At 68.5% G+C, this 21,247-nt stretch carries 31 protein-coding genes and 3 pseudogenes; 32 read left to right on the top strand and 2 right to left on the bottom strand.

Annotated features, from left to right (window positions below):
• Window positions 1-2: 2 nt before the first annotated feature.
• The 31 genes and pseudogenes from rplD to rplQ form a co-directional block, all read left to right on the top strand.
• Window positions 3-609, top strand: a pseudogene (gene rplD / locus H0S67_RS27570) (50S ribosomal protein L4); the annotation flags it as partial.
• Between the two features lie 26 nt (window positions 610-635).
• Window positions 636-941, top strand: a complete 306-nt coding sequence (rplW, locus tag H0S67_RS27565) for a 50S ribosomal protein L23 (RefSeq protein WP_219635345.1) — start codon at window positions 636-638, stop codon at window positions 939-941.
• 26 nt (window positions 942-967) lie between these two features.
• Window positions 968-1,804 (top strand): 50S ribosomal protein L2, encoded by an 837-nt coding sequence (gene rplB, locus H0S67_RS19290; RefSeq protein ID WP_180934356.1) that lies wholly within the window; start codon window positions 968-970, stop codon window positions 1,802-1,804.
• A 5-nt stretch (window positions 1,805-1,809) separates the two neighbouring features.
• Window positions 1,810-2,090 (top strand): annotated as a pseudogene (gene rpsS, locus H0S67_RS19285) (30S ribosomal protein S19).
• Window positions 2,087-2,528, top strand: a pseudogene (rplV, locus tag H0S67_RS19280) (50S ribosomal protein L22). The pseudogenes rpsS and rplV overlap by 4 nt, the downstream one beginning before the upstream one ends.
• Entirely contained in the window at window positions 2,521-3,354 is an 834-nt protein-coding gene (gene rpsC, locus H0S67_RS19275) for a 30S ribosomal protein S3 (RefSeq protein WP_180934354.1), read from the top strand. Before rplV ends, rpsC begins: the two are co-directional and overlap by 8 nt.
• Before the next feature lie 5 nt (window positions 3,355-3,359).
• Window positions 3,360-3,779 (top strand): 50S ribosomal protein L16, encoded by a 420-nt coding sequence (gene rplP, locus H0S67_RS19270; RefSeq protein WP_180934353.1) that lies wholly within the window; start codon window positions 3,360-3,362, stop codon window positions 3,777-3,779.
• Window positions 3,779-4,030: a 50S ribosomal protein L29 gene (rpmC, locus tag H0S67_RS19265; RefSeq protein ID WP_180934352.1), complete on the top strand. Its 252-nt coding sequence runs from the start codon at window positions 3,779-3,781 to the stop codon at window positions 4,028-4,030. The genes rplP and rpmC overlap by 1 nt, the downstream gene beginning before the upstream one ends.
• Complete coding sequence (rpsQ, locus tag H0S67_RS19260) at window positions 4,027-4,308, top strand: 30S ribosomal protein S17 (protein WP_180934351.1); 282 nt, start codon at window positions 4,027-4,029, stop codon at window positions 4,306-4,308. Before rpmC ends, rpsQ begins: the two co-directional genes overlap by 4 nt.
• A 93-nt stretch (window positions 4,309-4,401) precedes the next feature.
• The gene (rplN, locus tag H0S67_RS19255; RefSeq protein WP_011757324.1) at window positions 4,402-4,770 is read left to right on the top strand and encodes a 50S ribosomal protein L14; all 369 of its coding nucleotides are present in this window, start codon (window positions 4,402-4,404) and stop codon (window positions 4,768-4,770) included.
• 3 nt (window positions 4,771-4,773) lie between these two features.
• Window positions 4,774-5,139, top strand: a complete 366-nt coding sequence (rplX, locus tag H0S67_RS19250; RefSeq protein WP_219635344.1) for a 50S ribosomal protein L24 — start codon at window positions 4,774-4,776, stop codon at window positions 5,137-5,139.
• On the top strand, window positions 5,139-5,711 hold the full coding sequence (gene rplE, locus H0S67_RS19245) for a 50S ribosomal protein L5 (protein WP_180934350.1): 573 nt from the start codon (window positions 5,139-5,141) through the stop codon (window positions 5,709-5,711). The genes rplX and rplE overlap by 1 nt, the downstream gene beginning before the upstream one ends.
• Window position 5,712: 1 nt before the next feature.
• Window positions 5,713-5,898 (top strand): type Z 30S ribosomal protein S14, encoded by a 186-nt coding sequence (locus H0S67_RS19240; RefSeq protein WP_011757321.1) that lies wholly within the window; start codon window positions 5,713-5,715, stop codon window positions 5,896-5,898.
• A gap of 121 nt (window positions 5,899-6,019) precedes the next feature.
• Window positions 6,020-6,427 carry a 30S ribosomal protein S8 gene (gene rpsH / locus H0S67_RS19235; RefSeq protein WP_180934349.1) on the top strand — a complete coding sequence of 136 codons (408 nt, stop codon included), beginning with the start codon at window positions 6,020-6,022 and terminating at the stop codon, window positions 6,425-6,427.
• Between the two features lie 26 nt (window positions 6,428-6,453).
• Window positions 6,454-6,993 (top strand): 50S ribosomal protein L6, encoded by a 540-nt coding sequence (rplF, locus tag H0S67_RS19230; RefSeq protein ID WP_180934348.1) that lies wholly within the window; start codon window positions 6,454-6,456, stop codon window positions 6,991-6,993.
• A 2-nt stretch (window positions 6,994-6,995) separates the two neighbouring features.
• The gene (rplR, locus tag H0S67_RS19225) at window positions 6,996-7,379 is read left to right on the top strand and encodes a 50S ribosomal protein L18 (protein ID WP_180934347.1); all 384 of its coding nucleotides are present in this window, start codon (window positions 6,996-6,998) and stop codon (window positions 7,377-7,379) included.
• A 36-nt stretch (window positions 7,380-7,415) separates the two neighbouring features.
• The gene (gene rpsE, locus H0S67_RS19220) at window positions 7,416-8,036 is read left to right on the top strand and encodes a 30S ribosomal protein S5 (RefSeq protein ID WP_180934346.1); all 621 of its coding nucleotides are present in this window, start codon (window positions 7,416-7,418) and stop codon (window positions 8,034-8,036) included.
• Window positions 8,036-8,218, top strand: coding sequence for a 50S ribosomal protein L30 (gene rpmD / locus H0S67_RS19215; protein ID WP_180934345.1), 183 nt, complete (start codon window positions 8,036-8,038; stop codon window positions 8,216-8,218). The genes rpsE and rpmD overlap by 1 nt, the downstream gene beginning before the upstream one ends.
• A 1-nt stretch (window position 8,219) precedes the next feature.
• Window positions 8,220-8,660: a 50S ribosomal protein L15 gene (gene rplO, locus H0S67_RS19210; RefSeq protein ID WP_180934344.1), complete on the top strand. Its 441-nt coding sequence runs from the start codon at window positions 8,220-8,222 to the stop codon at window positions 8,658-8,660.
• Between the two features lie 178 nt (window positions 8,661-8,838).
• Complete coding sequence (secY, locus tag H0S67_RS19205) at window positions 8,839-10,143, top strand: preprotein translocase subunit SecY (RefSeq protein ID WP_180934343.1); 1,305 nt, start codon at window positions 8,839-8,841, stop codon at window positions 10,141-10,143.
• Window positions 10,144-10,719 carry an adenylate kinase gene (locus tag H0S67_RS19200; RefSeq protein ID WP_180934342.1) on the top strand — a complete coding sequence of 192 codons (576 nt, stop codon included), beginning with the start codon at window positions 10,144-10,146 and terminating at the stop codon, window positions 10,717-10,719.
• A gap of 11 nt (window positions 10,720-10,730) precedes the next feature.
• A complete protein-coding gene (gene map, locus H0S67_RS19195; RefSeq protein ID WP_180934341.1) occupies window positions 10,731-11,549 on the top strand; it encodes a type I methionyl aminopeptidase in 819 nt (272 codons plus the stop codon).
• A 225-nt stretch (window positions 11,550-11,774) separates the two neighbouring features.
• Complete coding sequence (locus H0S67_RS19190) at window positions 11,775-12,827, top strand: TerC family protein (RefSeq protein WP_180937011.1); 1,053 nt, start codon at window positions 11,775-11,777, stop codon at window positions 12,825-12,827.
• Between the two features lie 43 nt (window positions 12,828-12,870).
• Window positions 12,871-13,917: an LLM class flavin-dependent oxidoreductase gene (locus tag H0S67_RS19185; protein ID WP_246354887.1), complete on the top strand. Its 1,047-nt coding sequence runs from the start codon at window positions 12,871-12,873 to the stop codon at window positions 13,915-13,917.
• A gap of 297 nt (window positions 13,918-14,214) precedes the next feature.
• The gene (gene infA, locus H0S67_RS19180) at window positions 14,215-14,436 is read left to right on the top strand and encodes a translation initiation factor IF-1 (RefSeq protein WP_011757309.1); all 222 of its coding nucleotides are present in this window, start codon (window positions 14,215-14,217) and stop codon (window positions 14,434-14,436) included.
• 40 nt (window positions 14,437-14,476) lie between these two features.
• Window positions 14,477-14,590, top strand: coding sequence for a 50S ribosomal protein L36 (gene rpmJ, locus H0S67_RS19175; RefSeq protein WP_011757308.1), 114 nt, complete (start codon window positions 14,477-14,479; stop codon window positions 14,588-14,590).
• A gap of 158 nt (window positions 14,591-14,748) precedes the next feature.
• A complete protein-coding gene (rpsM, locus tag H0S67_RS19170; protein ID WP_180934340.1) occupies window positions 14,749-15,123 on the top strand; it encodes a 30S ribosomal protein S13 in 375 nt (124 codons plus the stop codon).
• 68 nt (window positions 15,124-15,191) lie between these two features.
• Entirely contained in the window at window positions 15,192-15,599 is a 408-nt protein-coding gene (rpsK, locus tag H0S67_RS19165) for a 30S ribosomal protein S11 (RefSeq protein WP_090849777.1), read from the top strand.
• Between the two features lie 31 nt (window positions 15,600-15,630).
• On the top strand, window positions 15,631-16,239 hold the full coding sequence (rpsD, locus tag H0S67_RS19160; protein ID WP_180934339.1) for a 30S ribosomal protein S4: 609 nt from the start codon (window positions 15,631-15,633) through the stop codon (window positions 16,237-16,239).
• 117 nt (window positions 16,240-16,356) lie between these two features.
• Window positions 16,357-17,373 (top strand): DNA-directed RNA polymerase subunit alpha, encoded by a 1,017-nt coding sequence (locus H0S67_RS19155; RefSeq protein WP_180934338.1) that lies wholly within the window; start codon window positions 16,357-16,359, stop codon window positions 17,371-17,373.
• 139 nt (window positions 17,374-17,512) lie between these two features.
• Window positions 17,513-18,079, top strand: a complete 567-nt coding sequence (rplQ, locus tag H0S67_RS19150) for a 50S ribosomal protein L17 (RefSeq protein ID WP_180934337.1) — start codon at window positions 17,513-17,515, stop codon at window positions 18,077-18,079.
• A gap of 82 nt (window positions 18,080-18,161) precedes the next feature.
• On the opposite strand, the gene H0S67_RS19145 is transcribed toward rplQ, so the two are convergent.
• Window positions 18,162-18,530: a GntR family transcriptional regulator gene (locus H0S67_RS19145; protein WP_180934336.1), complete on the bottom strand. Its 369-nt coding sequence runs from the start codon at window positions 18,528-18,530 to the stop codon at window positions 18,162-18,164.
• Window positions 18,531-18,622: 92 nt separating this feature from the next.
• On the opposite strand from H0S67_RS19145, the gene H0S67_RS19140 reads away from it, so the two are divergent.
• Window positions 18,623-19,534: a PfkB family carbohydrate kinase gene (locus tag H0S67_RS19140; RefSeq protein WP_246354886.1), complete on the top strand. Its 912-nt coding sequence runs from the start codon at window positions 18,623-18,625 to the stop codon at window positions 19,532-19,534.
• A 19-nt stretch (window positions 19,535-19,553) separates the two neighbouring features.
• Here H0S67_RS19140 and H0S67_RS19135 read toward each other — a convergent pair whose 3' ends face one another.
• The gene (locus H0S67_RS19135) at window positions 19,554-21,215 is read right to left on the bottom strand and encodes an NAD(P)/FAD-dependent oxidoreductase (RefSeq protein ID WP_180934335.1); all 1,662 of its coding nucleotides are present in this window, start codon (window positions 21,213-21,215) and stop codon (window positions 19,554-19,556) included.
• Window positions 21,216-21,247 lie beyond the last annotated feature (32 nt).

Here is a 21,247-nt window from a genome sequence, read left to right as displayed (position 1 = left end):
GCATGGCTACCAAGTCCTCGTCCACCAGCGCGGTCAAGACCCTCAAGGTCGACTTCCCCGCCGAGATCTTCGACGTGGCGGTCAACGTCCCGCTGATCCACCAGGTGGTCGTCGCCCAGCAGGCCGCGGCTCGCCAGGGCACCCACGCCACCAAGACTCGCGGCGAGGTCCGCGGTGGTGGCAAGAAGCCCTACAAGCAGAAGGGCACCGGCCGCGCCCGCCAGGGTTCGACCCGTGCGCCGCAGTTCGCCGGTGGTGGCACCGTCCACGGCCCGCAGCCGCGCAGCTACGACCAGCGCACCCCCAAGAAGATGAAGGCCGCCGCCCTGCGTGGCGCCCTCTCCGACCGGGCGCGCAACGACCGCATCCACGTGGTCGAGTCGCTGTTCTCGGGTGACAAGCCTCCACCAAGTCGGCCCTGGCCGGCCTGTCGGGCCTGTCGGACCGCACGCGGTTCCTCGTGGTCCTCGAGCGCAACGACGCCCTCACCTGGCTGTCGCTGCGCAACGCCCCCGAGGTGCACATCGTGGCCGTCGACCAGCTCAACCGTACGACGTGCTGGCCTGCGACGACATCGTCTTCACCAAGGGCGCGTACGACGTGTTCGTGTCCGGCACCGCCAAGGAGGGCTCGAAGTGAGCACCCTGCACAAGGACCACCGCGACATCCTGATCGCACCGGTCGTGTCCGAGAAGAGCTACGGCCTGCTCGACGCGAACAAGTACACCTTCATCGTGCGCCCGGACGCCAACAAGACCGAGATCAAGATCGCGGTCGAGAAGGTGTTCAACGTCAAGGTCACGTCGGTCAACACCATCAACCGACAGGGCAAGACGCGTCGTACCCGCAACGGTCTCGGCAAGCGTGCCGACACCAAGCGCGCGATCGTCAGCCTCGCCGAGGGCCACCGCATCGACATCTTCGGAGGTCCGGTCTCCTGACCGGCTACTGATACGAGGACTGAGAAATGGCTATCCGCAAGTACAAGCCGACCACCCCGGGCCGTCGTGGCTCGTCGGTCGCCGACTTCGTCGAGGTGACCCGGACCACGCCGGAGAAGTCGCTGACGCGTCCGCTGCCCAAGAAGGGCGGCCGTAACAACCAGGGCCGGATCACCACCCGGCACCAGGGTGGCGGTCACAAGCGCGCCTACCGCATCATCGACTTCCGTCGCTACGACAAGGACGGCGTGCCCGCCAAGGTCGCGCACATCGAGTACGACCCGAACCGGACCGCGCGCATCGCGCTCCTGCACTACGCCGACGGCGAGAAGCGCTACATCATCGCGCCGAAGGACCTGCGCCAGGGCACCCCGGTCGAGTCGGGCACCGGCGCCGACATCAAGCCGGGCAACAACCTGCCGCTGCGCAACATCCCCGTCGGTACGACCATCCACTGCGTGGAGCTTCGTCCCGGTGGCGGTGCCAAGATCGCCCGCTCGGCCGGCAACAGCGCCCAGCTCGTGGCCCGCGAGGGCTCGCGCGCCACGCTGCGCATGCCGTCGGGGGAGATGCGCTTCGTCGACGTGCGCTGCCGCGCGACCGTGGGCGAGGTCGGCAACGCCGAGCAGTCGAACATCAACTGGGGCAAGGCCGGCCGCATGCGCTGGAAGGGCAAGCGTCCGACCGTCCGCGGTGTCGTCATGAACCCCGTCGACCACCCGCACGGTGGTGGCGAGGGCAAGACGTCCGGTGGTCGTCACCCGGTGTCCCCCTGGGGCAAGCCCGAGGGCCGTACGCGCAAGCGCAAGGCCTCTGACTCGCAGATCATCCGTCGCCGCAAGTCCGGCAAGGGTAGGAAGTAACTGAGATGCCTCGCAGCCTGAAGAAGGGCCCCTTCATCGACGGCCACCTGCAGAAGAAGGTGGACGCGGAGAACGAGAAGGGCACCCACAACGTCATCAAGACCTGGTCGCGCCGCTCGATGATCGTCCCGGACATGATCGGTCACACGATCGCCGTCCACGACGGTCGCAAGCACGTGCCGGTCTTCGTGACCGACTCGATGGTCGGCCACAAGCTCGGGAGTTCGCTCCCACCCGCACCTACCGCGGGCACGTCAAGGAAGATCGGAAGGGGCGCCGTCGATGAGCACCACCGACCGCCAGCGCGTCAGCGCACGCCGCCGAGTCGCTGCTCGGCGACCAGCCGGGTGCCTTCGCGAGCGCACGCTTCGTGCGGATCAGCCCGATGAAGGCCCGTCGTGTCGTCGACATGGTCCGCGGCCTTCCCGTCGGGGATGCCCTGGCGCTGCTGCAGTTCGCGCCGCAGGCCGCCTCGGAGACCGTCTACAAGGTGCTGGAGAGCGCCGTCGCCAACGCCGAGACCACCGAGGGTCTCGACGCCGGTGACCTGGTCGTCTCCGTCTGCACCGTGGACGAGGGTCCGACCATGAAGCGGTGGCGTCCTCGTGCCCAGGGCCGCGCGACGCGGATCAACAAGCGCACGAGCCACATCACGCTGGCGGTTCAGCCGGCCGCTGTGGTCGCAGACAAGAAGGCGACCCCCAAGAACAGGAAGAGTGCCTGATGGGACAGAAATCAACCCGAACGGCTTCCGCCTGGGGATCTCGACGGACCACAAGAGCCGCTGGTACGCCGACAAGCTCTACAAGAGCTACGTCGGTGAGGACGTCGCGATCCGCAAGCTGCTGTCCAAGGGCATGGAGCGCGCCGGCATCGCCAAGGTCGAGATCGAGCGCACCCGGGACCGCGTGCGGGTGGACATCCACACCGCGCGTCCGGGCATCGTCATCGGTCGCCGTGGCGCCGAGGCCGACCGCATCCGTGGCGAGCTGGAGAAGCTCACCGGCAAGCAGGTCCAGCTGAACATCCTCGAGGTCAAGAACCCCGAGGTCGACGCTCAGCTGGTCGCCCAGGGTGTCGCCGAGCAGCTCGCCGGCCGCGTGCAGTTCCGCCGCGCGATGCGCAAGGCCATGCAGACCTCGATGCGTTCCGGTGCCAAGGGCATCCGGATCCAGTGCTCGGGCCGCCTCAACGGCGCCGAGATGTCGCGCACCGAGTTCTACCGCGAGGGCCGCGTGCCCCTGCACACCCTGCGTGCCGACATCGACTACGGCTTCTACGAGGCCAAGACCACCTTCGGCCGCATCGGTGTGAAGGTCTGGATCTACAAGGGCGAGGTCGCCGGCACCCGTGCCGAGCGCCAGGCCCAGGCCGCTGCCCGCGCCGGCGTCCCCGGCCGCGGCGGTCGTCCCTCGCGTGGCGGCGACCGTCCGAGCCGTGGCTCGCGTGGCGACCGTCCGAGCCGTTCGGACCGCGCCGCCGAGACCCCGGCCCAGGACGCTCCGGCCGAGGCCGCTGCTCCCGCCGCTGACTCCGGTAAGGAGGCCTGAACACCATGTTGATGCCCCGTCGTGTCAAGCACCGCAAGCAGCACCACCCCAAGCGGACGGGTGCGGCCAAGGGTGGCACGAAGCTCGCCTTCGGCGACTTCGGCATCCAGGCGGTCGAGGGCCACTACGTGACCAACCGCCAGATCGAGTCGGCGCGTATCGCGATGACCCGCCACATCAAGCGCGGTGGAAAGGTGTGGATCAACATCTACCCCGACCGCCCGCTGACCAAGAAGCCCGCCGAGACCCGCATGGGTTCCGGCAAGGGCTCGCCGGAGTGGTGGATCGCCAACGTCAAGCCCGGCCGCGTCATGTTCGAACTCTCCGGTGTTTCGGAGGAGATCGCCCGCGAGGCCATGCGCCGCGCGATGCACAAGCTCCCCATGAAGTGCCGCTTCGTCTCCCGTGAGGCAGGTGAATTCTGATGGCTACGACTGCTCACGAGCTCGACGAGATGACCAACATCGACCTCGAGGCCAAGCTGCGCGAGTCCAAGGAGGAGCTCTTCAACCTCCGCTTCCAGGCGGCCACCGGCCAGCTGGAGAGCCACGGCCGGCTCCGCACGGTCAAGAAGGACATCGCCCGGATCTACACCGTGGTGCGCGAGCGCGAGCTCGGCATCCGGACCGCTCCGGGTTCTGACAACGAGCCCAGCTCTGAAGGGGGCGCCGCATGAGCGAGCAGACCACCGACAACAAGGTCGAGCGCAACGCTCGCAAGGTCCGCGAGGGCCTGGTCGTCAGCGACAAGATGGACAAGACCGTGGTCGTGTCCGTCGAGGATCGCGTCAAGCACGCGCTGTACGGCAAGGTCATGCGCCGCACCAGCAAGCTGAAGGCGCACGACGAGCAGAACGAGTGCGGCATCGGCGACCGCGTCCTCCTGATGGAGACCCGGCCGCTGTCCGCCACCAAGCGGTGGCGCGTCGTGCAGATCCTCGAGAAGGCGAAGTAACCCTCTCGCCTTCCGGCGAGGACAACCACATCAGTTCGGCCAGGCTCACCGTCCGCGAGGCGCTGAGAACCAGCTCGACAACCAGGAGAGACAATGATCCAGCAGGAGTCGCGACTCAAGGTCGCCGACAACACCGGTGCGAAGGAGATCCTCTGCATCCGTGTTCTCGGCGGCTCGGGTCGGCGCTACGCCGGTATCGGCGACGTCATCGTTGCCACCGTGAAGGACGCGATCCCCGGTGGCAACGTGAAGAAGGGTGACGTCGTCAAGGCCGTTGTCGTGCGCACCGTGAAGGAGCGTCGCCGTCCCGACGGTTCGTACATCCGCTTCGACGAGAACGCCGCCGTCATCCTCAAGAACGACGGCGAGCCGCGAGGCACCCGCATTTTCGGCCCGGTGGGCCGCGAGCTGCGCGAGAAGAAGTTCATGAAGATCATCTCGCTCGCGCCGGAGGTGCTCTGACTCATGGGCAAGAACAGCGTGAACATCAAGAAGGGCGACACCGTCAAGGTGATCGCCGGCAAGGACAAGGGTGCCGAGGGCAAGGTCATCCAGGTGCTCCGTGAGGAGCAGCGGGTGATCGTCGAGGGCGTCAACCGGATCAAGCGCCACACCAAGGTGCAGAACCAGGGCGGTCGCGCCGGCACCACCGGCGGCATCATCACCGCCGAGGCCCCGATCCACGTCTCGAACGTGATGCTCGTGGAGGGCGAGGGCGTGACCCGCATCGGCTTCCGCCGCGACGAGGTCACCAAGCGCCGTCCGGACGGCTCGACGTACTCCTCGACGCGCAGCGTTCGCATCTCGCGCAAGACCGGCAAGGAGATCTGATGACCGAGACCCAGACCTCGGCCGCGGTGACCCCGCGCCTGAAGACCCGCTACCGCGAGGAGATCCTCCCCGCGCTGCAGTCCGAGTTCGACATCAAGAACGTCATGCAGGTGCCCGGCCTGACCAAGATCGTGGTCAACATGGGCGTCGGCGAGGCGGCTCGCGACTCGAAGCTGATCGAGGGTGCGGTCAAGGACCTCACCGCGATCACCGGTCAGAAGCCGCTGGTCACCAAGGCCCGCAAGTCCATCGCGCAGTTCAAGCTGCGCGAGGGCATGCCGATCGGTGCGCACACCACGCTGCGCGGCGACCGGATGTGGGAGTTCCTGGACCGGCTGCTGTCGCTCGCGCTGCCCCGTATCCGTGACTTCCGCGGCCTCTCGCCGAAGCAGTTCGACGGTCGCGGCAACTACACCTTCGGTCTCACCGAGCAGGTCATGTTCCACGAGATCGACCAGGACAGGATCGACCGGTCGCGCGGCATGGACATCACGATCGTGACCACGGCCACCAACGACGACCAGGGTCGGGCGCTGCTCAAGCAGCTCGGCTTCCCCTTCAAGGAGAACTGACATGGCGAAGACCGCTCTGAAGGTCAAGGCCGCCCGCAAGCCGAAGTTCGCTGTCCGCGGTTACACCCGCTGCCAGCGTTGCGGCCGGCCCAAGGCCGTCTACCGCAAGTTCGGCCTGTGCCGCATCTGCCTGCGGGAGATGGCGCACCGCGGCGAGCTGCCCGGCGTGACCAAGTCCTCTTGGTGACCGATTTCGAGACGGTTGCTGTGCAACCTCCTCAATCACCGATCCACTTCTAACAACGATCGCTGCAGGTCGTACCTGAGATGCAGGTGCGAAACCACGGTGGAGAAAGGGCCTCGCGGCCATGACGATGACTGACCCGATCGCAGACATGCTCACTCGTCTGCGTAACGCCAACCAGGCGTACCACGACGCGGTGACCATGCCGTACAGCAAGCTCAAGCAGGGCGTCGCGGAGATCCTCCAGCAGGAGGGCTACATCACGTCGTTCGACGTGAAGGAGCCGGCCGAGGGTGAGGTCGGCAAGACGCTGACCATCACGCTGAAGTACGGCCGCAACCGTGAGCGCTCCATCGCGGGCGTTCGCCGCATCAGCAAGCCCGGTCTTCGGGTCTACGCCAAGCACACGGGTCTCCCGAAGGTGCTCGGCGGCCTGGGCGTCGCGATCATCTCGACGAGCCAGGGCCTGCTGACCGACCGCCAGGCCAACCAGAAGGGCGTGGGTGGGGAAGTCCTCGCCTACGTCTGGTAGCCCGAGACCCGAGAAGGAGAACTGACATGTCGCGCATCGGAAGAATGCCCGTCGTCGTGCCCTCGGGTGTCGACGTGGCGATCGACGGCTCGCTGGTGACGGTCAAGGGCCCGAAGGGCACCCTGAGCCACACGGTGGTCTCCCCGATCACCATCGAGAAGAACGACGACGTCCTCAACGTGACCCGGCCCGACGACGAGCGCGAGAGCCGGGCCCGCCACGGGTTGACCCGGACGCTCGTGAACAACATGGTCGTGGGTGTCACCGAGGGGTACGAGAAGAAGCTCGAGATCGTGGGCGTGGGTTACCGCGTCCTGTCCAAGGGCCCGACCCAGCTGGAGTTCCAGCTCGGTTACTCCCACCCCATCACGTTCAACGCGCCCGAGGGCATCACGTTCACCGTGGACGGCCCGACCCGGCTCGGCGTCCAGGGCATCGACAAGCAGCTCGTCGGTGAGGTTGCGGCCAACATCCGCAAGCTGCGCAAGCCCGAGCCGTACAAGGGCAAGGGCGTTCGCTACGCCGGCGAGCAAATCCGCCGCAAGGTCGGAAAGGCTGGTAAGTGACCATGGCGATCTCGCTGAAGAACAACAAGCACACTGCGGGTCGCGTCAAGTCGCGCCTGCGCCGTCAGGTGCGGGGCCGCAAGAAGGTCGCCGGCACCGCCGAGCGTCCGCGCCTCGTCGTGACCCGCTCCTCGAAGCACATGACCGCTCAGGTCGTGGACGACCTGGTCGGCAAGACCCTTGCGTTCGCGTCGACCACCGAGAAGGACCTGCGGTCCTTCGAGGGCGACAAGACCGCCAAGGCCAAGAAGGTCGGCGAGCTGGTGGCCGAGCGTGCCAAGGCCGCCGGAATCGACGGCGTGGTCTTCGACCGCGCCGGCAACAAGTACCACGGCCGCATCGCGGCCCTTGCCGATGGCGCCCGCGAGGGCGGCCTGACGTTCTGATCGCAAGACAAGCAAGAGAGAGAAGAGGAAAGTCTCATGAGCGGAGCCCAGCGCGGACAGCGCGGTGGCGAGCGCCGAGGCAACCGCGACGACCGTCGCGGCGGCCAGGCTGCTGACAAGACCGCCTACATCGAGCGCGTCGTTGCGATCAACCGTGTCGCCAAGGTCGTGAAGGGTGGTCGTCGCTTCAGCTTCACCGCCCTCGTGATCGTCGGTGACGGTGAGGGTCTGGTCGGCGTCGGCTACGGCAAGGCGAAGGAAGTTCCGGCCGCGATCGCCAAGGGTGTCGAGGAGGCGAAGAAGCACTTCTTCCGCGTCCCCCGCATCCAGGGCACGATCCCGCACCCGGTCCAGGGCGAGAAGGCGGCCGGCGTGGTCATGCTGCGTCCCGCCGCTCCCGGTACCGGTGTGATCGCCGGTGGCCCGGTGCGCGCGGTGCTCGAGTGCGCCGGCATCCACGACGTCCTGAGCAAGTCGCTCGGTTCGTCCAACCAGATCAACATCGTGCACGCGACCGTCGAGGCGCTGCGGATGCTGGAGCAGCCGGAGGCCGTCGCGGCTCGCCGTGGCCTGCGGGTCGAGGACGTCGCTCCGGCGGCGCTGCTCAGGGCCCGCGCCGAGGTGCCCGAGGGCGTGTCGCAGGAGGTGTCGTCCTGATGGCACAGCTGAAGGTCCAGCAGAAGAAGGGCATCATCGGCGTCAAGGCCAACCAGCGCGAGACCCTGCGCACCCTTGGCCTCAAGCGCATCGGTGACGTCGTCGTCAAGGAAGACCGCCCGGAGATCCGGGGCATGGTCAACACCGTCCGTCACCTCGTGACGGTCGAGGAGGTGGAGTGACATGACGCTCAAGCTGCACCACCTGCGTCCGGCTCCCGGCGCCAAGACCGCGAAGACCCGTGTGGGTCGCGGTGAGGGCTCGAAGGGCAAGACGTCCGGTCGTGGTACCAAGGGCACCAAGGCCCGTTACCAGGTCCCGGTCGCCTTCGAGGGTGGCCAGATGCCGATCCACATGCGTCTGCCCAAGCTGAAGGGCTTCAAGAACCCCTTCAAGGTGGAGTTCCAGGTCGTCAACCTCGACCGCATCAACGAGCTCTTCCCCGAGGGTGGCACCGTGACCGTCGAGGACCTGGTCGCCAAGGGCGCCGTCCGCGACAGCCTGCCGGTCAAGGTCCTCGGCCAGGGTGACCTGTCCGTCGCCGTCCAGGTGAGCGCCAACGCGTTCTCCGGATCGGCGAAGGAGAAGATCGAGGCAGCCGGCGGCAGCACCACCGTCCTGTGACGGCACGCTGACCTGCCTTTCGAAAGATGGCTGTGACAGGGCGCGGGCGGCGGAAGCCGCCCGCGCCCTCGCCACATCCACCATGCATCGTCGGACCCTGTGGGGAGCCTGTTACGCTTCCCCGGGTCTTCGCGGGTGACGTGCGAGGGCCGCACCCCGCTCGGAGAAAGAGGATCCTGTGCTAGGCGCGTTCGCGAACGCTTTCCGGACTCCGGACCTGCGGCGCAAGCTGCTGTTCGTCCTGATGATCATCACGATCTTCCGGCTCGGATGCCAGATCCCGACCCCGGGCGTCGATGTGTCCAACGTCCAGACCTGCCTGAACAACGTGGGCAACTCGGGCATCTACAGCCTGATCAACCTGTTCTCGGGCGGTGCGCTGCTCCAGCTGACGATCTTCGCGCTGGGGATCATGCCCTACATCACCGCCAGCATCATCCTGCAGTTGCTCGTCGTGGTCATCCCGCGGCTCGAAGCGCTGAAGAAGGAGGGGCAGTCGGGGCAGACCAAGATCACGCAGTACACCCGCTACCTGACCCTCGGACTGGCGCTGCTCCAGGCGACCGGCATCGTGGCGCTGGCCCGCTCGGGCAACCTGCTCCAGGGCTGTGACCCGAACACCTACCCGCTGCTGCACAGCAACGGCACCGGGACCTTCCTGGTCATGGTCATCACGATGACCGCCGGCACCGCCGTGATCATGTGGCTCGGCGAGCTGATCACCGAGCGCGGCATCGGCAACGGCATGTCGCTGCTGATCTTCACCCAGGTCGTCTCCGGCTTCCCGTCCTCGCTGTGGGCGGTGCAGAAGCAGAAGGGCTGGTGGGTCTTCGGCATCGTGGTGCTGATCGGCCTCCTGGTCATCGCGGCCGTCATCTTCATCGAGCAGGCGCAGCGCCGGATCCCGGTGCAGTACGCCCGTCGGATGGTGGGGCGCAAGATGTTCGGCGGCAGCTCGACGTACATCCCGCTGAAGGTGAACCAGGCCGGTGTCATCCCGGTCATCTTCGCCTCGTCGCTGCTCTACCTGCCGGCGATGGCGGCGCAGTTCAACCAGAACAGCAGCTCCGCCTGGGTGGCGTGGATCAACAACTACTTCGTCCGTGGCAGCCACCCGCTGTACATGATCACGTTCTTCCTCCTGATCGTCTTCTTCACCTACTTCTACGTCTCGATCACCTTCAACCCCGAAGAGGTGGCGGACAACATGAAGAAGTACGGCGGCTTCATCCCCGGGATCCGGGCGGGCAAGCCGACCGAGGACTACCTGTCCTACGTCCTGTCCCGCATCACGCTGCCCGGTGCCCTCTATCTCGGCCTGATCGCCCTGATCCCACTGATCGCGTTCGTCTTCCTCAACGCGAACCAGAACTTCCCGTTCGGCGGGACGTCGATCCTGATCATGGTTGGTGTCGCGCTCGACACGGTCAAGCAGATCGAGAGCCAGCTCCAGCAGCGCAACTACGAAGGATTCCTCCGGTAAATGCGACTGATCATGATGGGCCCTCCCGGCGCGGGCAAGGGGACCCAGGCCAAGTTCGTCGCCGAGCACTTCGGGATCCCTGCGATCTCGACCGGTGACATCTTCCGGGCCAACGTGTCCCAGGGCACCGAGCTCGGCGTCGAGGCCAAGCGCTACATGGACGCCGGCGACTACGTCCCCGACGAGGTCACCAACCTGATGGTCCGCAACCGGATCGACGAGAAGGACGCCGAGCCCGGCTTCCTGCTCGACGGCTACCCGCGGACGCTGGCCCAGGTCGAAGAGCTCGACGGGATGATCAAGTTCACCGGGCACAGCCTGGACGCGGTCGTCGTGCTGACCGTCGACCCCGAGGAGATCGTCGGGCGCCTCCTGCAGCGCGCCCAGGTCGAGGGTCGCGCGGACGACACCGAGGACGTCATCCGCCGACGCCAGGAGATCTACGTCGAGCAGACCGAGCCCCTGATCGAGGTCTACCGCGGTCGCGGGATCCTGATCGAGGTCGACGGGATGGGCGAGGTCGCCGAGGTCACCCAGCGCATCTTCGAAGCTCTCGACGTCGTCCCTCAAAGCTGACGGGAGCCGACATGGGCCTGCGTGACCGCGGACTCGAGATCAAGACCCCCGCCCAGATCGCCGACATGCGTCGCGCGGGCCTGGTAGTCGGGCAGACGCTCGAGCTGCTGCGATCCTCGGTGCGGGGCGGGATCAGCACCGGCGAGCTGGACGCGATCGCGGAGGACAACATCCGCTCGTCGGGCGCGACGCCGTCGTTCAAGGGCTACCACGGCTTCCCCGGCTCCATCTGCGCCTCGGTCAACGACGAGGTCGTGCACGGGATCCCCGGTGACCGGGTGCTGGCCGACGGCGACGTCATCTCCATCGACTGCGGGGCCATCGTGGACGGCTGGCACGGCGACGCGGCCATCACGGTCGCGGTCGGCGACGTGCCCGCCGAGGTGACCGAGCTGATGCGGGCCACCGAGGAGGCCATGTGGCGGGGGATCGCTACAGCCCGTCTCGGGGGCCGGGTCACCGACATCTCGCACGCGGTGGAGACCCACGTGCGCTCCCAGGGCGACTACGGCATCCTCGAGGACTACGTGGGCCACGGCATCGGCTCGCAGATGCACCTCCCGCCCAACGTGCCGAACTTCGGCCGTCCGGGTCGGGGACCCAAGCTGGTCGAGGGGCTCGCGCTGGCGGTCGAGCCGATGGTCACCCTGGGCAGCAAGGACACCGTCGTCCTGGACGACGACTGGACGGTGATCACCTCCGACGGTTCCTGGGCCGCCCACTTCGAGCACACCTTCACGCTCACTCCTCGTGGGGCGTGGGTGCTCACCGCCCTCGACGGCGGTGCGTCGGCGCTCGCCGCGCTCGGGGTCCCGTACGGGGGCTCCTGAGCCGACGGTTGGACCGCGGTTGCCGCGGCGTGGGACCATGGGGTCCCAGGAGGGGAGTATTCCCGTCACGGTGGTGTCGTCAGTACGGCCCGGGCTCGCCCGGACCCGGTGCCACCGGCTCGGTCAGCCGAGCGGAAGAGACCTCCGGAGAAATGAACGGCCGGCGTAGCCACTACGCCGGCATGGCCGTCAACTCCGGAGGAGAGCAGTTCCTTGAACTCCATCATGGGCGACTCCGTCGCCTCCCCGTTCGTCTGGGCCCTCACGATCGTCGTCACGGTCGGTGCCCTGTTCATCGACCTCGTGGTGATCGCCCGGCGTCCGCACGAGCCCTCGATGGGCGAGGTGAGTCGCCACCTGGCGTTCTTCATCGGGCTCGCCGTCGTCTTCGGGGTCGCGCTGTGGGTCTTCGCCGAGCCGCACGCCCTCTCGCCGCACCCCGGCCCGGAGTTCTTCGCCGGCTGGCTCACGGAGTACTCGCTGTCGGTCGACAACCTGTTCATCTTCATCATCATCATGGCGAACTTCTCGGTGCCCCGGCAGTACCAGCAGACGGCCCTGATGATCGGCATCGTCCTCGCCCTGCTGATGCGGGCGCTCTTCATCATCGTCGGCGCCGCGGCCATCAACGAGTTCAGCTGGGTCTTCTACATCTTCGGCGCGTTCCTGCTCTGGACGGCGATCAAGCTGGCCCGGGAGGGCGCCAACGACGACGACCAGGAGGAGTACGAGGAGAACCGCCTGGTTCGGTTCGCGGAGCGTCACCTGCCGGCGACCAAGGAGTGGAACGGCACGAAGCTGTTCACCCGGGAGAACGGCAAGCGGCTGATCACCCCGATGTTCCTCGTGGTGCTCACCCTGGGCACCACCGACCTCCTCTTCGCCCTGGACTCGATCCCGGCCATCTACGGCCTGACCAGCGACCCGTACCTGGTGTTCACCGCCAACGTCTTCGCGCTGATGGGCCTGCGCCAGCTCTACTTCCTCATCGGTGGCCTGCTGCAGCGGCTGATCTACCTCTCCTACGGCCTGGCGATCCTGCTGGGGTTCATCGGCCTGAAGCTGGTGCTGCACGCGATGCACGACAACGAGCTGCCGTTCATCAACGGCGGCGAGCCCGTCGGGTGGGCGCCCGACATCCCGATCTGGCTCTCGCTGGTCGTCATCGTCGGCACGCTGGCCGTCACCGCGATCGTGAGCCTGACGGTGTCCAGGAACATGACGCAGGCCGAGATCGAGCAGCGGACGATCTCGCTCGGGGAGTCCGGCGAGCGATGAGGCGGCCCGGAATACCGGGTCCGCGGTCCCGGGTTGTACGAGGGTGAGTCCACGACGCCCGACCCTGTCCGTCCTCGACCTCGTGCCGGTGCGCAGCGACCAGGCGTCCCGGGACGCGGTGGCGGCCACGCTCTCCCTGGCCCGGGTGGCCGACGAGCTCGGCTACCGCCGGTACTGGCTGGCCGAGCACCACAACATGCCCGCGGTCGCGGCCACCAACCCGCCGGTGCTGATCGGTCTGGTGGCCGGCGCCACCCGCAACCTGCGGGTGGGGTCGGGGGGCGTGATGCTGCCCAACCACGCGCCGCTGGTCGTGGCCGAGCAGTTCGCCCTGCTCGAGGCCGCCTACCCCGGCCGGATCGACCTCGGCATCGGCCGGGCCCCGGGCAGCGACCCGGTCACCACCTACGCGCTGCGGCACGGTGCCGGCGGGGTCAGCGACGAGGCGGTGACCCGCTTCCCGGAGTACGTCGACAACGTGCTCGCCATGATGGACGCCGGGGGAGTGTCGATCGGGATCCAGGGACGCAGCTACCCGCTGCGCGCCACGCCGGCCGCGACGTCGGTGCCCGAGATCTGGCTGCTGGGGTCCTCGGACTACTCCGCGCGGCTGGCGGCGGAGAAGGGCATGCCCTACGTCTTCGCCCATCACTTCTCGGGAAGTGGGACCGCTGAGGCCCTCGAGCTCTACCGCTCGACCTTCCGGCCCTCACCCGAGCTGGCCGAGCCGCGCACCTTCCTCACCGTCAACGCCGTCGTCGCCCCGACCCCGGAAGAGGCCGAGCGGCTCGCGCGGCCCCAGCTGCTGTCGATGCACGCCCTGCGCACCGGGCAGCCGCTGGCCGCCCAGGTCCTGGTGGAGGAGGCAGAGAAGGTGGAGCTGCCCGACGCCCACCGCGACATCGTCGACGCCATGCGCTCGCGCTGGGTGATCGGGGCACCGGAGCAGGCGCAGGCCCGGATCGCGGACCTCGCCGCGACGTACGACGTGGACGAGGTGATGGTGCACCCGGTCGCCGGAGCGTACGTCGGCACCGAGCCGGCCGGCAGCCCGGCCCGGGAGGAGACCCTGCGGCTGCTCGCGGGGTGACCCTGCCGGCGAATTCGTGTTTGCCGGCGTTTTGCCACTAAACTGGCGTGTCGGCCCAACGTGGGTCTGCTTCGTGGTGCCTCGCGGCTGCCCGGATCACCGTCAGACGAGCTCCATCGAGCACGTCCGGCTGTGCCCGGGAAGAGGTTTCCGGAGCGGCTGCACGAGGTCCACCCGCCACCCGTGGCGGGAGGTTCCCGGGCCACCCGGACCCGGTCCATGCCGGTTCCGGTGCAGACACGGTAGACCACCCGACCCCCTCCCAGGGGTCGGACCGACCAACAGATTGTGGAGGACATGCCGAAGAAAGAAGGCGTGATCGAGATCGAGGGCACCGTCGTGGAGGCCCTGCCGAATGCCATGTTCCGCGTCGAGCTGAGCAACGGGCACAAGGTTCTCGCCCACATCAGCGGCAAGATGCGCCAGCACTACATCCGGATCCTCCCCGAGGACCGCGTGGTGGTGGAGCTCTCGCCGTACGACCTCACCCGAGGTCGGATCGTCTACCGCTACAAGTAAGCAGCCGAACGAGCTTCTTTGAAGCGGGAAAGGACCTTTCGTGAAGGTCAAGCCGAGTGTCAAGCCGATCTGTGACAAGTGCAAGGTGATCCGTCGCCACGGCCGCGTCATGGTGATCTGCGAGAACCCGCGCCACAAGCAGCGCCAGGGCTGATCCAGCCCGACCACAACTGAACACCTCAACGTGATCGCTTGGCCCGTCGCACGACGAGCCGAACCACCTCCGGCGCAGAGGCCGGAGCCCACCCGACGAGGAGTGGGGCGCGACACGACCAGAAACCTCTGCAGATATCGAAGGGACACCGCCACCACATGGCACGCCTCGTTGGTGTCGACCTCCCGCGCGACAAGCGCATCGAGGTCGCACTCACCTACATCTACGGCATCGGCCGTACCCGCGCCCAGCAGCTGCTGGAGACCACCGGGGTCAGCCCCGACCTCCGCGTCCACCAGCTGGGTGATGAAGAGCTGGTCAAGCTCCGTGACGCGATCGAAGCCAACTACAAGATCGAGGGTGACCTCCGTCGTGAGGTCCAGGCCGACATCCGCCGCAAGATCGAGATCGGCAGCTACCAGGGTCGCCGCCACCGCATGGGCCTCCCGGTCCGCGGTCAGCGCACCAAGACCAACGCGCGTACCCGCAAGGGCCCCAAGCGCACGGTTGCCGGCAAGAAGAAGGCCAAGTGACGTCTCGCCTCACGGCGAGCCACTGACCTCTCGAACTCTTTCGACCAGCTACTTCAGGAGATAACTGCATGCCTCCCAAGAGCCGCACAGCGGCTGGCGCCAAGAAGGTGCGCCGCAAGGAGAAGAAGAACGTCGCTCAGGGCGAAGCCCACATCAAGAGCACGTTCAACAACACCATCGTCACGATCACCGACCCGACCGGTGCGGTGATCTCGTGGGCCTCTGCCGGCACCGTCGGCTTCAAGGGCTCGCGCAAGTCCACCCCGTTCGCCGCGCAGATGGCCGCCGAGGCCGCGGGTCGCCGGGCGATGGAGCACGGGATGAAGAAGATCGACGTCTTCGTCAAGGGTCCGGGCTCGGGCCGCGAGACGGCGATCCGTTCGCTGGGTGCCATCGGCCTCGAGGTCGGCACCATCCAGGACGTCACGCCCACGCCCCACAACGGATGCCGGCCGCCCAAGCGCCGCCGCGTCTGATCACCCGAGACTGAACAGGAGACTTTGAGCTATGGCCCGTTACACCGGCCCCATGACCAAGAAGTCGCGCCGTCTCGGTGTCGACCTCGTTGGTGGCGACTCGGCGTACGAGCGTCGCCCCTACCCGCCCGGCCAGCACGGCCGCGGTCGCATCAAGGAGAGCGAGTACCTCCTCCAGCTTCGTGAGAAGCAGAAGGCGCGCATCTCCTACGGCATCCTCGAGCGTCAGTTCCACAACTACTACGTCGAGGCCTCGCGCCGCTCCGGCAAGACCGGTGACAACCTGCTCCAGCTGCTCGAGTGCCGCCTCGACAACGTGGTCTACCGCGCCGGGTTCGCCCGCACGCGTCGCCACGCTCGTCAGCTCGTCGTGCACGGTCACTTCAAGGTGAACGGCAGGAAGGTCGACATCCCGTCCTTCCAGGTCACCGCCCACGACGTGATCGACGTGCGGGAGAAGTCGCTGGAGATGACCCCGTTCATCGTGGCTCGCGAGACCCACGGCGAGCGCGTCGTCCCCGCGTGGCTCGAGGCGATCCCCTCGCGCATGCGCATCCTGGTGCACCAGCTCCCGGTCCGGGCCCAGATCGACATCCCGGTCCAGGAGCAGCTGATCGTCGAGTACTACTCGAAGAAGTAACCCGGGGGACCGCGCCGGTCTCACCCCTCTCGGGCGCCGGCGCGGTCATCCACTTCCTTTTCAACCACGCAGTTCGGGCTCGTCAAATAGCGGGTGGGCCCGGAAAGGAAAGAAATAGTGCTCATCGCACAGCGCCCCACACTGTCGGAAGAGACCGTCGACGACTTCCGCTCGCGGTTCGTCATCGAGCCTCTCGAGCCCGGCTTCGGTTACACGCTCGGCAACTCGCTGCGTCGCACGCTCCTCTCGTCGATCCCCGGTGCCTCGGTCACGAGCATCAAGGTCGACACGGTCCTCCACGAGTTCTCGACCATCGAGGGTGTCAAGGAAGACGTCACCGAGATCATCCTCAACCTCAAGGGCCTCGTCGTCTCCTCGGAGCACGACGAGCCGGTCACGATGTACCTCCGCAAGTCCGGCGCCGGTGCCGTCACCGCCGCCGACATCGCGCCGCCCGCCGGCGTCGAGGTGCACAACCCCGACCTGAAGATCGCCACCCTGTCGGACAAGGGCAAGCTGGAGATGGAGCTCGTCGTCGAGCGCGGTCGTGGCTACGTGTCCGCCGTGCAGAACAAGGGCGCCGACAACGAGATCGGCCGGATGCCGGTCGACTCGATCTACAGCCCGGTCCTGAAGGTGACCTACAAGGTCGAGGCCACCCGTGTCGAGCAGCGGACCGACTTCGACAAGCTGGTCATCGACGTCGAGACCAAGCCGTCGATCCGTCCCCGCGACGCGATCGCCTCGGCAGGCAAGACCCTGGTCGAGCTGTTCGGTCTGGCCCGCGAGTTGAACGTCGAGGCCGAGGGCATCGACATCGGCCCGTCGCCCGTCGACGAGCAGCTGGCTGCCGACCTCGCCCTCCCGGTCGAGGACCTGCAGCTGACCGTCCGGTCCTACAACTGCCTCAAGCGTGAGGGCATCCACACCGTGGGTGAGCTCATCTCGCGCTCGGAGCAGGACCTGCTCGACATCCGCAACTTCGGCGCGAAGTCGATCGACGAGGTCAAGGCCAAGCTGGTCGAGATGGGCCTGTCCCTCAAGGACAGCGCGCCCGGCTTCGACCCGCACGCTGCCCTGGCGGCGTACGGCGACGACGACGACGACGCGTTTGTCGAAGACGAACAGTACTGATCAGCGTCGAGGACGAGCAGTACTGAGAGCCCCGGTGCGGGGCGGCCGGTGACGGCCGCCCCGACCACCCAAACCGACCGGTGACCGCCGGTCGTCTACCCCGGTACCTGACACGGCCGGAGAGAAGCGAGAGAGCAAGATGCCCACTCCCAAGAAGGGCGCCCGCCTCGGCGGCAGCCCGGCCCACCAGCGCCTGATCGTCTCGAACCTGGCCACCGCCCTGTTCGAGCACGGCCGGATCACGACCACCGAGGCCAAGGCGCGCGTGCTGCGTCCGGTCGCGGAGAAGCTGATCACCAAGGCGAAGAAGGGCGACCTGCACAACCGTCGCGAGGTCCTCAAGACCATCCGCGACAAGTCCGTCGTGCACGTCCTCTTCACCGAGATCGCGCCGACCTTCGCCGAGCGCCCGGGTGGCTACACCCGGATCACCAAGATCGGCCCCCGCAAGGGCGACAACGCGCCGATGGTCGTGATCGAGCTCGTGACCGAGGCGTACTCGCCGAAGGCTCCCACGAGCAAGTCGAAGTCGACGCCGGCTCCGAAGGCTGCTCCGGTCGAGGAGGCCCCGGCCGAGGACGCCACCGAGACCGAGGCCCCGGCCGAGGACGCGGCGGTCGAGACCGAGGCTCCGGCCGAGGCGAGCGACGAGGCCACCGAGGAGGCTCCGGCCGAGGAGACCTCGGAGACCGAGGACAAGGCCTGACCCGCACCAGGTCAATGAAGGCCCGTCACCCGCAAGGGTGGCGGGTCTTCGTCGTTGTCTGGGACACTCCCGGCGCGGCCGCTCAGCGGCCCGCTGCCGCCCACGCCTCGTCGAGGAGCTTGTGGGCCTCCGTGAGCCCGAGGCCCAGCCGGCGCGCGGTGGCGGCGTACGTCGCCGCGGCCCCTGCCGCCTCACGGGTGCCCGCGGCGGCCGAGGCGGCGACGAAGGTCCCGCGCCTCCCCTCGGTCACGACGACGCCGTCGGCCTCGAGCTCGCGGTAGACGCGGGCCACGGTGTTGACCGCGAGGTGCAGCTCGTCCGCCAGCGCGCGCACCGTCGGCAGCCGGGTGCCTGCGGTCAGCTCTCCGGTGGCCACCCGGGAGGCGATCTGCCGGCGCAGCTGCTCGTACGGCGGGTCGCCCGCGCTGGGATCGAGCGGCATCAGCTCCATGCCCGGACCCTAGACCCTGTCCGGCCGTCCCACGGTCCGGACCGTGAAGCCCCGGCGTCGCCGACGGCGGGGCGATGCTGTAGACCCGTCCCATGGATCGCGACGTGCTGGTGGTGGGTGAGTCCCTGGTCGACATCGTGAATGCGGCCGACGGCGAGGTGAAGGAGTACGCCGGCGGCAGCGCCGCCAACGTGGCCGTGGCGCTCGCCCGGCTCGGACGACCGGTCCGCTTCGCGACCAGCTTCGCCGAGGACGACCACGGACGCCTGATCGCCGAGCACCTCGACTCGGCCGGGGTCACCCTCGCCACCGACCCGGGCGCGGTCGCCCGCACCTCGACCGCGGAGGCGACCATCGGCGTGGACGGGGCCGCGGACTACGAGTTCGACCTCGAGTGGCGCCTGAACCCGGTGGACGTGGAGCCGCACCCGCTGGCCGTGCACACCTGCTCGCTGGGCGCGGTGCTCAGCCCCGGGGCCGACGACGTCTTCGCGCTGCTGGAGGGGCTCCGCGAGGTCGCCACGGTGAGCTACGACGTCAACGCGCGGCCGGCGATCACCGGCACCGGCCCGGACCTCATCGACCGGGTGGAGCGGATGGCCGGCATCGCCGACCTGGTCAAGGCCTCCGACGAGGACCTGGAGGCCCTCTACCCCCAGCTCGACCTCGTGACCGCCGCCCGACGGCTGCTCTCCCTGGGCTCCGCGGTGGTCGTGGTGACCCGCGGCGGCGAGGGGGCGATGTGGGTGGGACCGGACCACGTCGTCGAGGTCGACTCCCACGTCGTCGAGGTCGCCGACACGATCGGCGCGGGGGACACCTTCGGCGCCGCGCTCGTCGACGCGCTCTGGGACGCGGGTCGGCTCGGCGCGGACCGCCGGGACAGCCTGCGCGACCTGGCCCCCGACGAGATCGAGAGCATCCTGGCCCACGCCGCACGCGCGGCCGCGGTCACCGTGTCGCGGCCGGGCGCCGACCCGCCGTACCGCCACGAGCTCGCCTGAGCCCAGGATCAGGTCCGGGTCACTCGAGCCAGGCGTGCACGAGGGGTACGACGGAGGCCCCCTCGCCGCTGGCTGCCGCCACCCGCTTCATCGAGCCGGCCCGGAGGTCACCGACTGTGAAGACGCCGGGCACCGTCGTGGCGAGGCTGCTCGGCGGCAGGCCGTCGACCCACCGGGCCCTGGGGACGTCGCGCCCGGTGAGCACGAAGCCCTTGTCGTCGCGGGCGACGGCGTCGGGCAGCCAGTCGCAGTGCGGCTCGGCACCGAGCAGCAGGAAGAGCCCGCGCGCCTCGCGCCGCTCGAGCGAGCCTGAGACCGTGTCGCGCACGGAGACCCACTCGAGGCGGCCCTCGCCGCCCACCTCGGCGACCTCCGAGCACGGCTGCACGGTGATCCGCGAGCTGTAGCGGATCTCGTTGACCAGGTAGCTCGACATCGTCTCCTCGAGTCCCGGCCGACGCACCAGGATGGTGACGGAGGAGGCGAACCGCGCCAGGTGGATGGCGGCCTGCCCGGCGGAGTTGCCGCCGCCGACGACCACGACGTCGTACCCCTCCATCTCGCGGGCCGCGGTCATCGCGCTCCCGTAGAAGACGCCCGTCCCGGTGAGCTCGTCGATGCCGGGCACCCGCAGCTTGCGGTAGGAGACGCCCGCGGCGACCACGACCGCGCGGGCGCGCACGTCGCCTCCGTCGGTGCGCAGCACGTGCGGTGCGCCCTCGGCCCCGGGCTCGAGCGCGAGGACCTCCCAGCCGGTGAAGAAGCGGGTGCCGAAGCGGATCGCCTGGTTGCGGGCCCGCTGGGCCAGGCGCATCCCGGAGATGCCGCGCGGGAAGCCGAGGTAGTTGCGGATCATCGAGCTGGTGCCGGCCTGGCCGCCGACCGCCTCGGCCTCGACCACCACCGTGGACAGGCCCTCCGAGGCGCCGTAGACCGCGGCCGCCAACCCCGCCGGGCCGGCCCCGACGATCGCGAGGTCCACCACGGTGTCGACGTCGATGTCCTCGGGGCGGCCGTAGATCGTCACCGCGACGTCGCGCACGCTGCGCGGCGCGATCGCCGGGTGGTCGAGCGCCTGCACGAGGGGGTACGACGGTGCCCCGTCGAGCTCGGCGGCGATCTCGCGCCCGAGCTCGCTGTCGGGCGCGTAGACCCGGTTGGGCATCCCCATCCGGTCCAGGAAGTCGCGGATGGCGAGGGTGAGGGCGTCGGCGGTGGGCGAGACGACGCGCACCGTGTCGACCTCGGGGGCCGCGACCGTCGAGCCCCAGTCGGAGAGCAGCTCGGTGACCGCGGTGTGGAACTCCTCGTCCCGCGGCCCGCGCGGCATCAGGAGGTAGGCGTCGTACTTGCCCTTGGCCAGGCCCGCCCGCAGGTCCGGTCCGTCGAGGAGGAAGCGCGACCAGTGCGCCGCGATGAGCCGCCGCGCGGTGGGGACCACGGCGCGCCAGCGCGCGAAGGCCTCGAGCACCGGGGCGTCGGGCAGCACCGACTCGGAGACGAAGAGCGCCACCTGCTGCCCCTCGTCGCGGAGCCGGCCGGCGAGCTCCTCGGCCGCTGCCGCGCCCGTGACCGCGTGCAGGTCGTAGTCGCGGGCGTAGCGCCCGAACTCGTCGAGAAGCAGGTCGGCGTTCTCCTCCGAGACCAGGAGGACGGCGGGTTGGCGCGGCCGGTCGCTCACCCGGTCATCCTAGGGACGACCCGGGTGCGGCC

Source organism: Nocardioides ungokensis (genome assembly GCF_013466985.1).
Taxonomy (GTDB): Bacteria; Actinomycetota; Actinomycetes; order Propionibacteriales; family Nocardioidaceae; genus Nocardioides; species Nocardioides ungokensis.
This window is presented reverse-complemented; position numbering and strand designations above follow the sequence as displayed.

What these genes read in the sequence shown, in the direction of transcription:
- rpmD (WP_180934345.1), top strand. Translation starts at nt 8,036, where the DNA reads ATGGCACAGCTGAAGGTCCAGCAGAAGAAGGGCATCATCGGCGTCAAG.
- rplF (WP_180934348.1), top strand. Translation starts at nt 6,454, where the DNA reads ATGTCGCGCATCGGAAGAATGCCCGTCGTCGTGCCCTCGGGTGTCGAC.
- rplE (WP_180934350.1), top strand. Translation starts at nt 5,139, where the DNA reads ATGACCGAGACCCAGACCTCGGCCGCGGTGACCCCGCGCCTGAAGACC.
- rpsM (WP_180934340.1), top strand. Translation starts at nt 14,749, where the DNA reads ATGGCACGCCTCGTTGGTGTCGACCTCCCGCGCGACAAGCGCATCGAG.
- H0S67_RS19145 (WP_180934336.1), bottom strand. Translation starts at nt 18,530, where the DNA reads ATGGAGCTGATGCCGCTCGATCCCAGCGCGGGCGACCCGCCGTACGAG.
- rpsQ (WP_180934351.1), top strand. Translation starts at nt 4,027, where the DNA reads ATGAGCGAGCAGACCACCGACAACAAGGTCGAGCGCAACGCTCGCAAG.
- rpsD (WP_180934339.1), top strand. Translation starts at nt 15,631, where the DNA reads ATGGCCCGTTACACCGGCCCCATGACCAAGAAGTCGCGCCGTCTCGGT.
- rpmC (WP_180934352.1), top strand. Translation starts at nt 3,779, where the DNA reads ATGGCTACGACTGCTCACGAGCTCGACGAGATGACCAACATCGACCTC.
- infA (WP_011757309.1), top strand. Translation starts at nt 14,215, where the DNA reads ATGCCGAAGAAAGAAGGCGTGATCGAGATCGAGGGCACCGTCGTGGAG.
- rplX (WP_219635344.1), top strand. Translation starts at nt 4,774, where the DNA reads ATGGGCAAGAACAGCGTGAACATCAAGAAGGGCGACACCGTCAAGGTG.
- H0S67_RS19200 (WP_180934342.1), top strand. Translation starts at nt 10,144, where the DNA reads ATGCGACTGATCATGATGGGCCCTCCCGGCGCGGGCAAGGGGACCCAG.
- rplR (WP_180934347.1), top strand. Translation starts at nt 6,996, where the DNA reads ATGGCGATCTCGCTGAAGAACAACAAGCACACTGCGGGTCGCGTCAAG.
- rplP (WP_180934353.1), top strand. Translation starts at nt 3,360, where the DNA reads ATGTTGATGCCCCGTCGTGTCAAGCACCGCAAGCAGCACCACCCCAAG.
- rplO (WP_180934344.1), top strand. Translation starts at nt 8,220, where the DNA reads ATGACGCTCAAGCTGCACCACCTGCGTCCGGCTCCCGGCGCCAAGACC.
- H0S67_RS19190 (WP_180937011.1), top strand. Translation starts at nt 11,775, where the DNA reads ATGGGCGACTCCGTCGCCTCCCCGTTCGTCTGGGCCCTCACGATCGTC.
- rplQ (WP_180934337.1), top strand. Translation starts at nt 17,513, where the DNA reads ATGCCCACTCCCAAGAAGGGCGCCCGCCTCGGCGGCAGCCCGGCCCAC.
- rpsE (WP_180934346.1), top strand. Translation starts at nt 7,416, where the DNA reads ATGAGCGGAGCCCAGCGCGGACAGCGCGGTGGCGAGCGCCGAGGCAAC.
- H0S67_RS19140 (WP_246354886.1), top strand. Translation starts at nt 18,623, where the DNA reads ATGGATCGCGACGTGCTGGTGGTGGGTGAGTCCCTGGTCGACATCGTG.
- rplN (WP_011757324.1), top strand. Translation starts at nt 4,402, where the DNA reads ATGATCCAGCAGGAGTCGCGACTCAAGGTCGCCGACAACACCGGTGCG.
- rplB (WP_180934356.1), top strand. Translation starts at nt 968, where the DNA reads ATGGCTATCCGCAAGTACAAGCCGACCACCCCGGGCCGTCGTGGCTCG.
- H0S67_RS19240 (WP_011757321.1), top strand. Translation starts at nt 5,713, where the DNA reads ATGGCGAAGACCGCTCTGAAGGTCAAGGCCGCCCGCAAGCCGAAGTTC.
- rpsK (WP_090849777.1), top strand. Translation starts at nt 15,192, where the DNA reads ATGCCTCCCAAGAGCCGCACAGCGGCTGGCGCCAAGAAGGTGCGCCGC.
- map (WP_180934341.1), top strand. Translation starts at nt 10,731, where the DNA reads ATGGGCCTGCGTGACCGCGGACTCGAGATCAAGACCCCCGCCCAGATC.
- rpsH (WP_180934349.1), top strand. Translation starts at nt 6,020, where the DNA reads ATGACGATGACTGACCCGATCGCAGACATGCTCACTCGTCTGCGTAAC.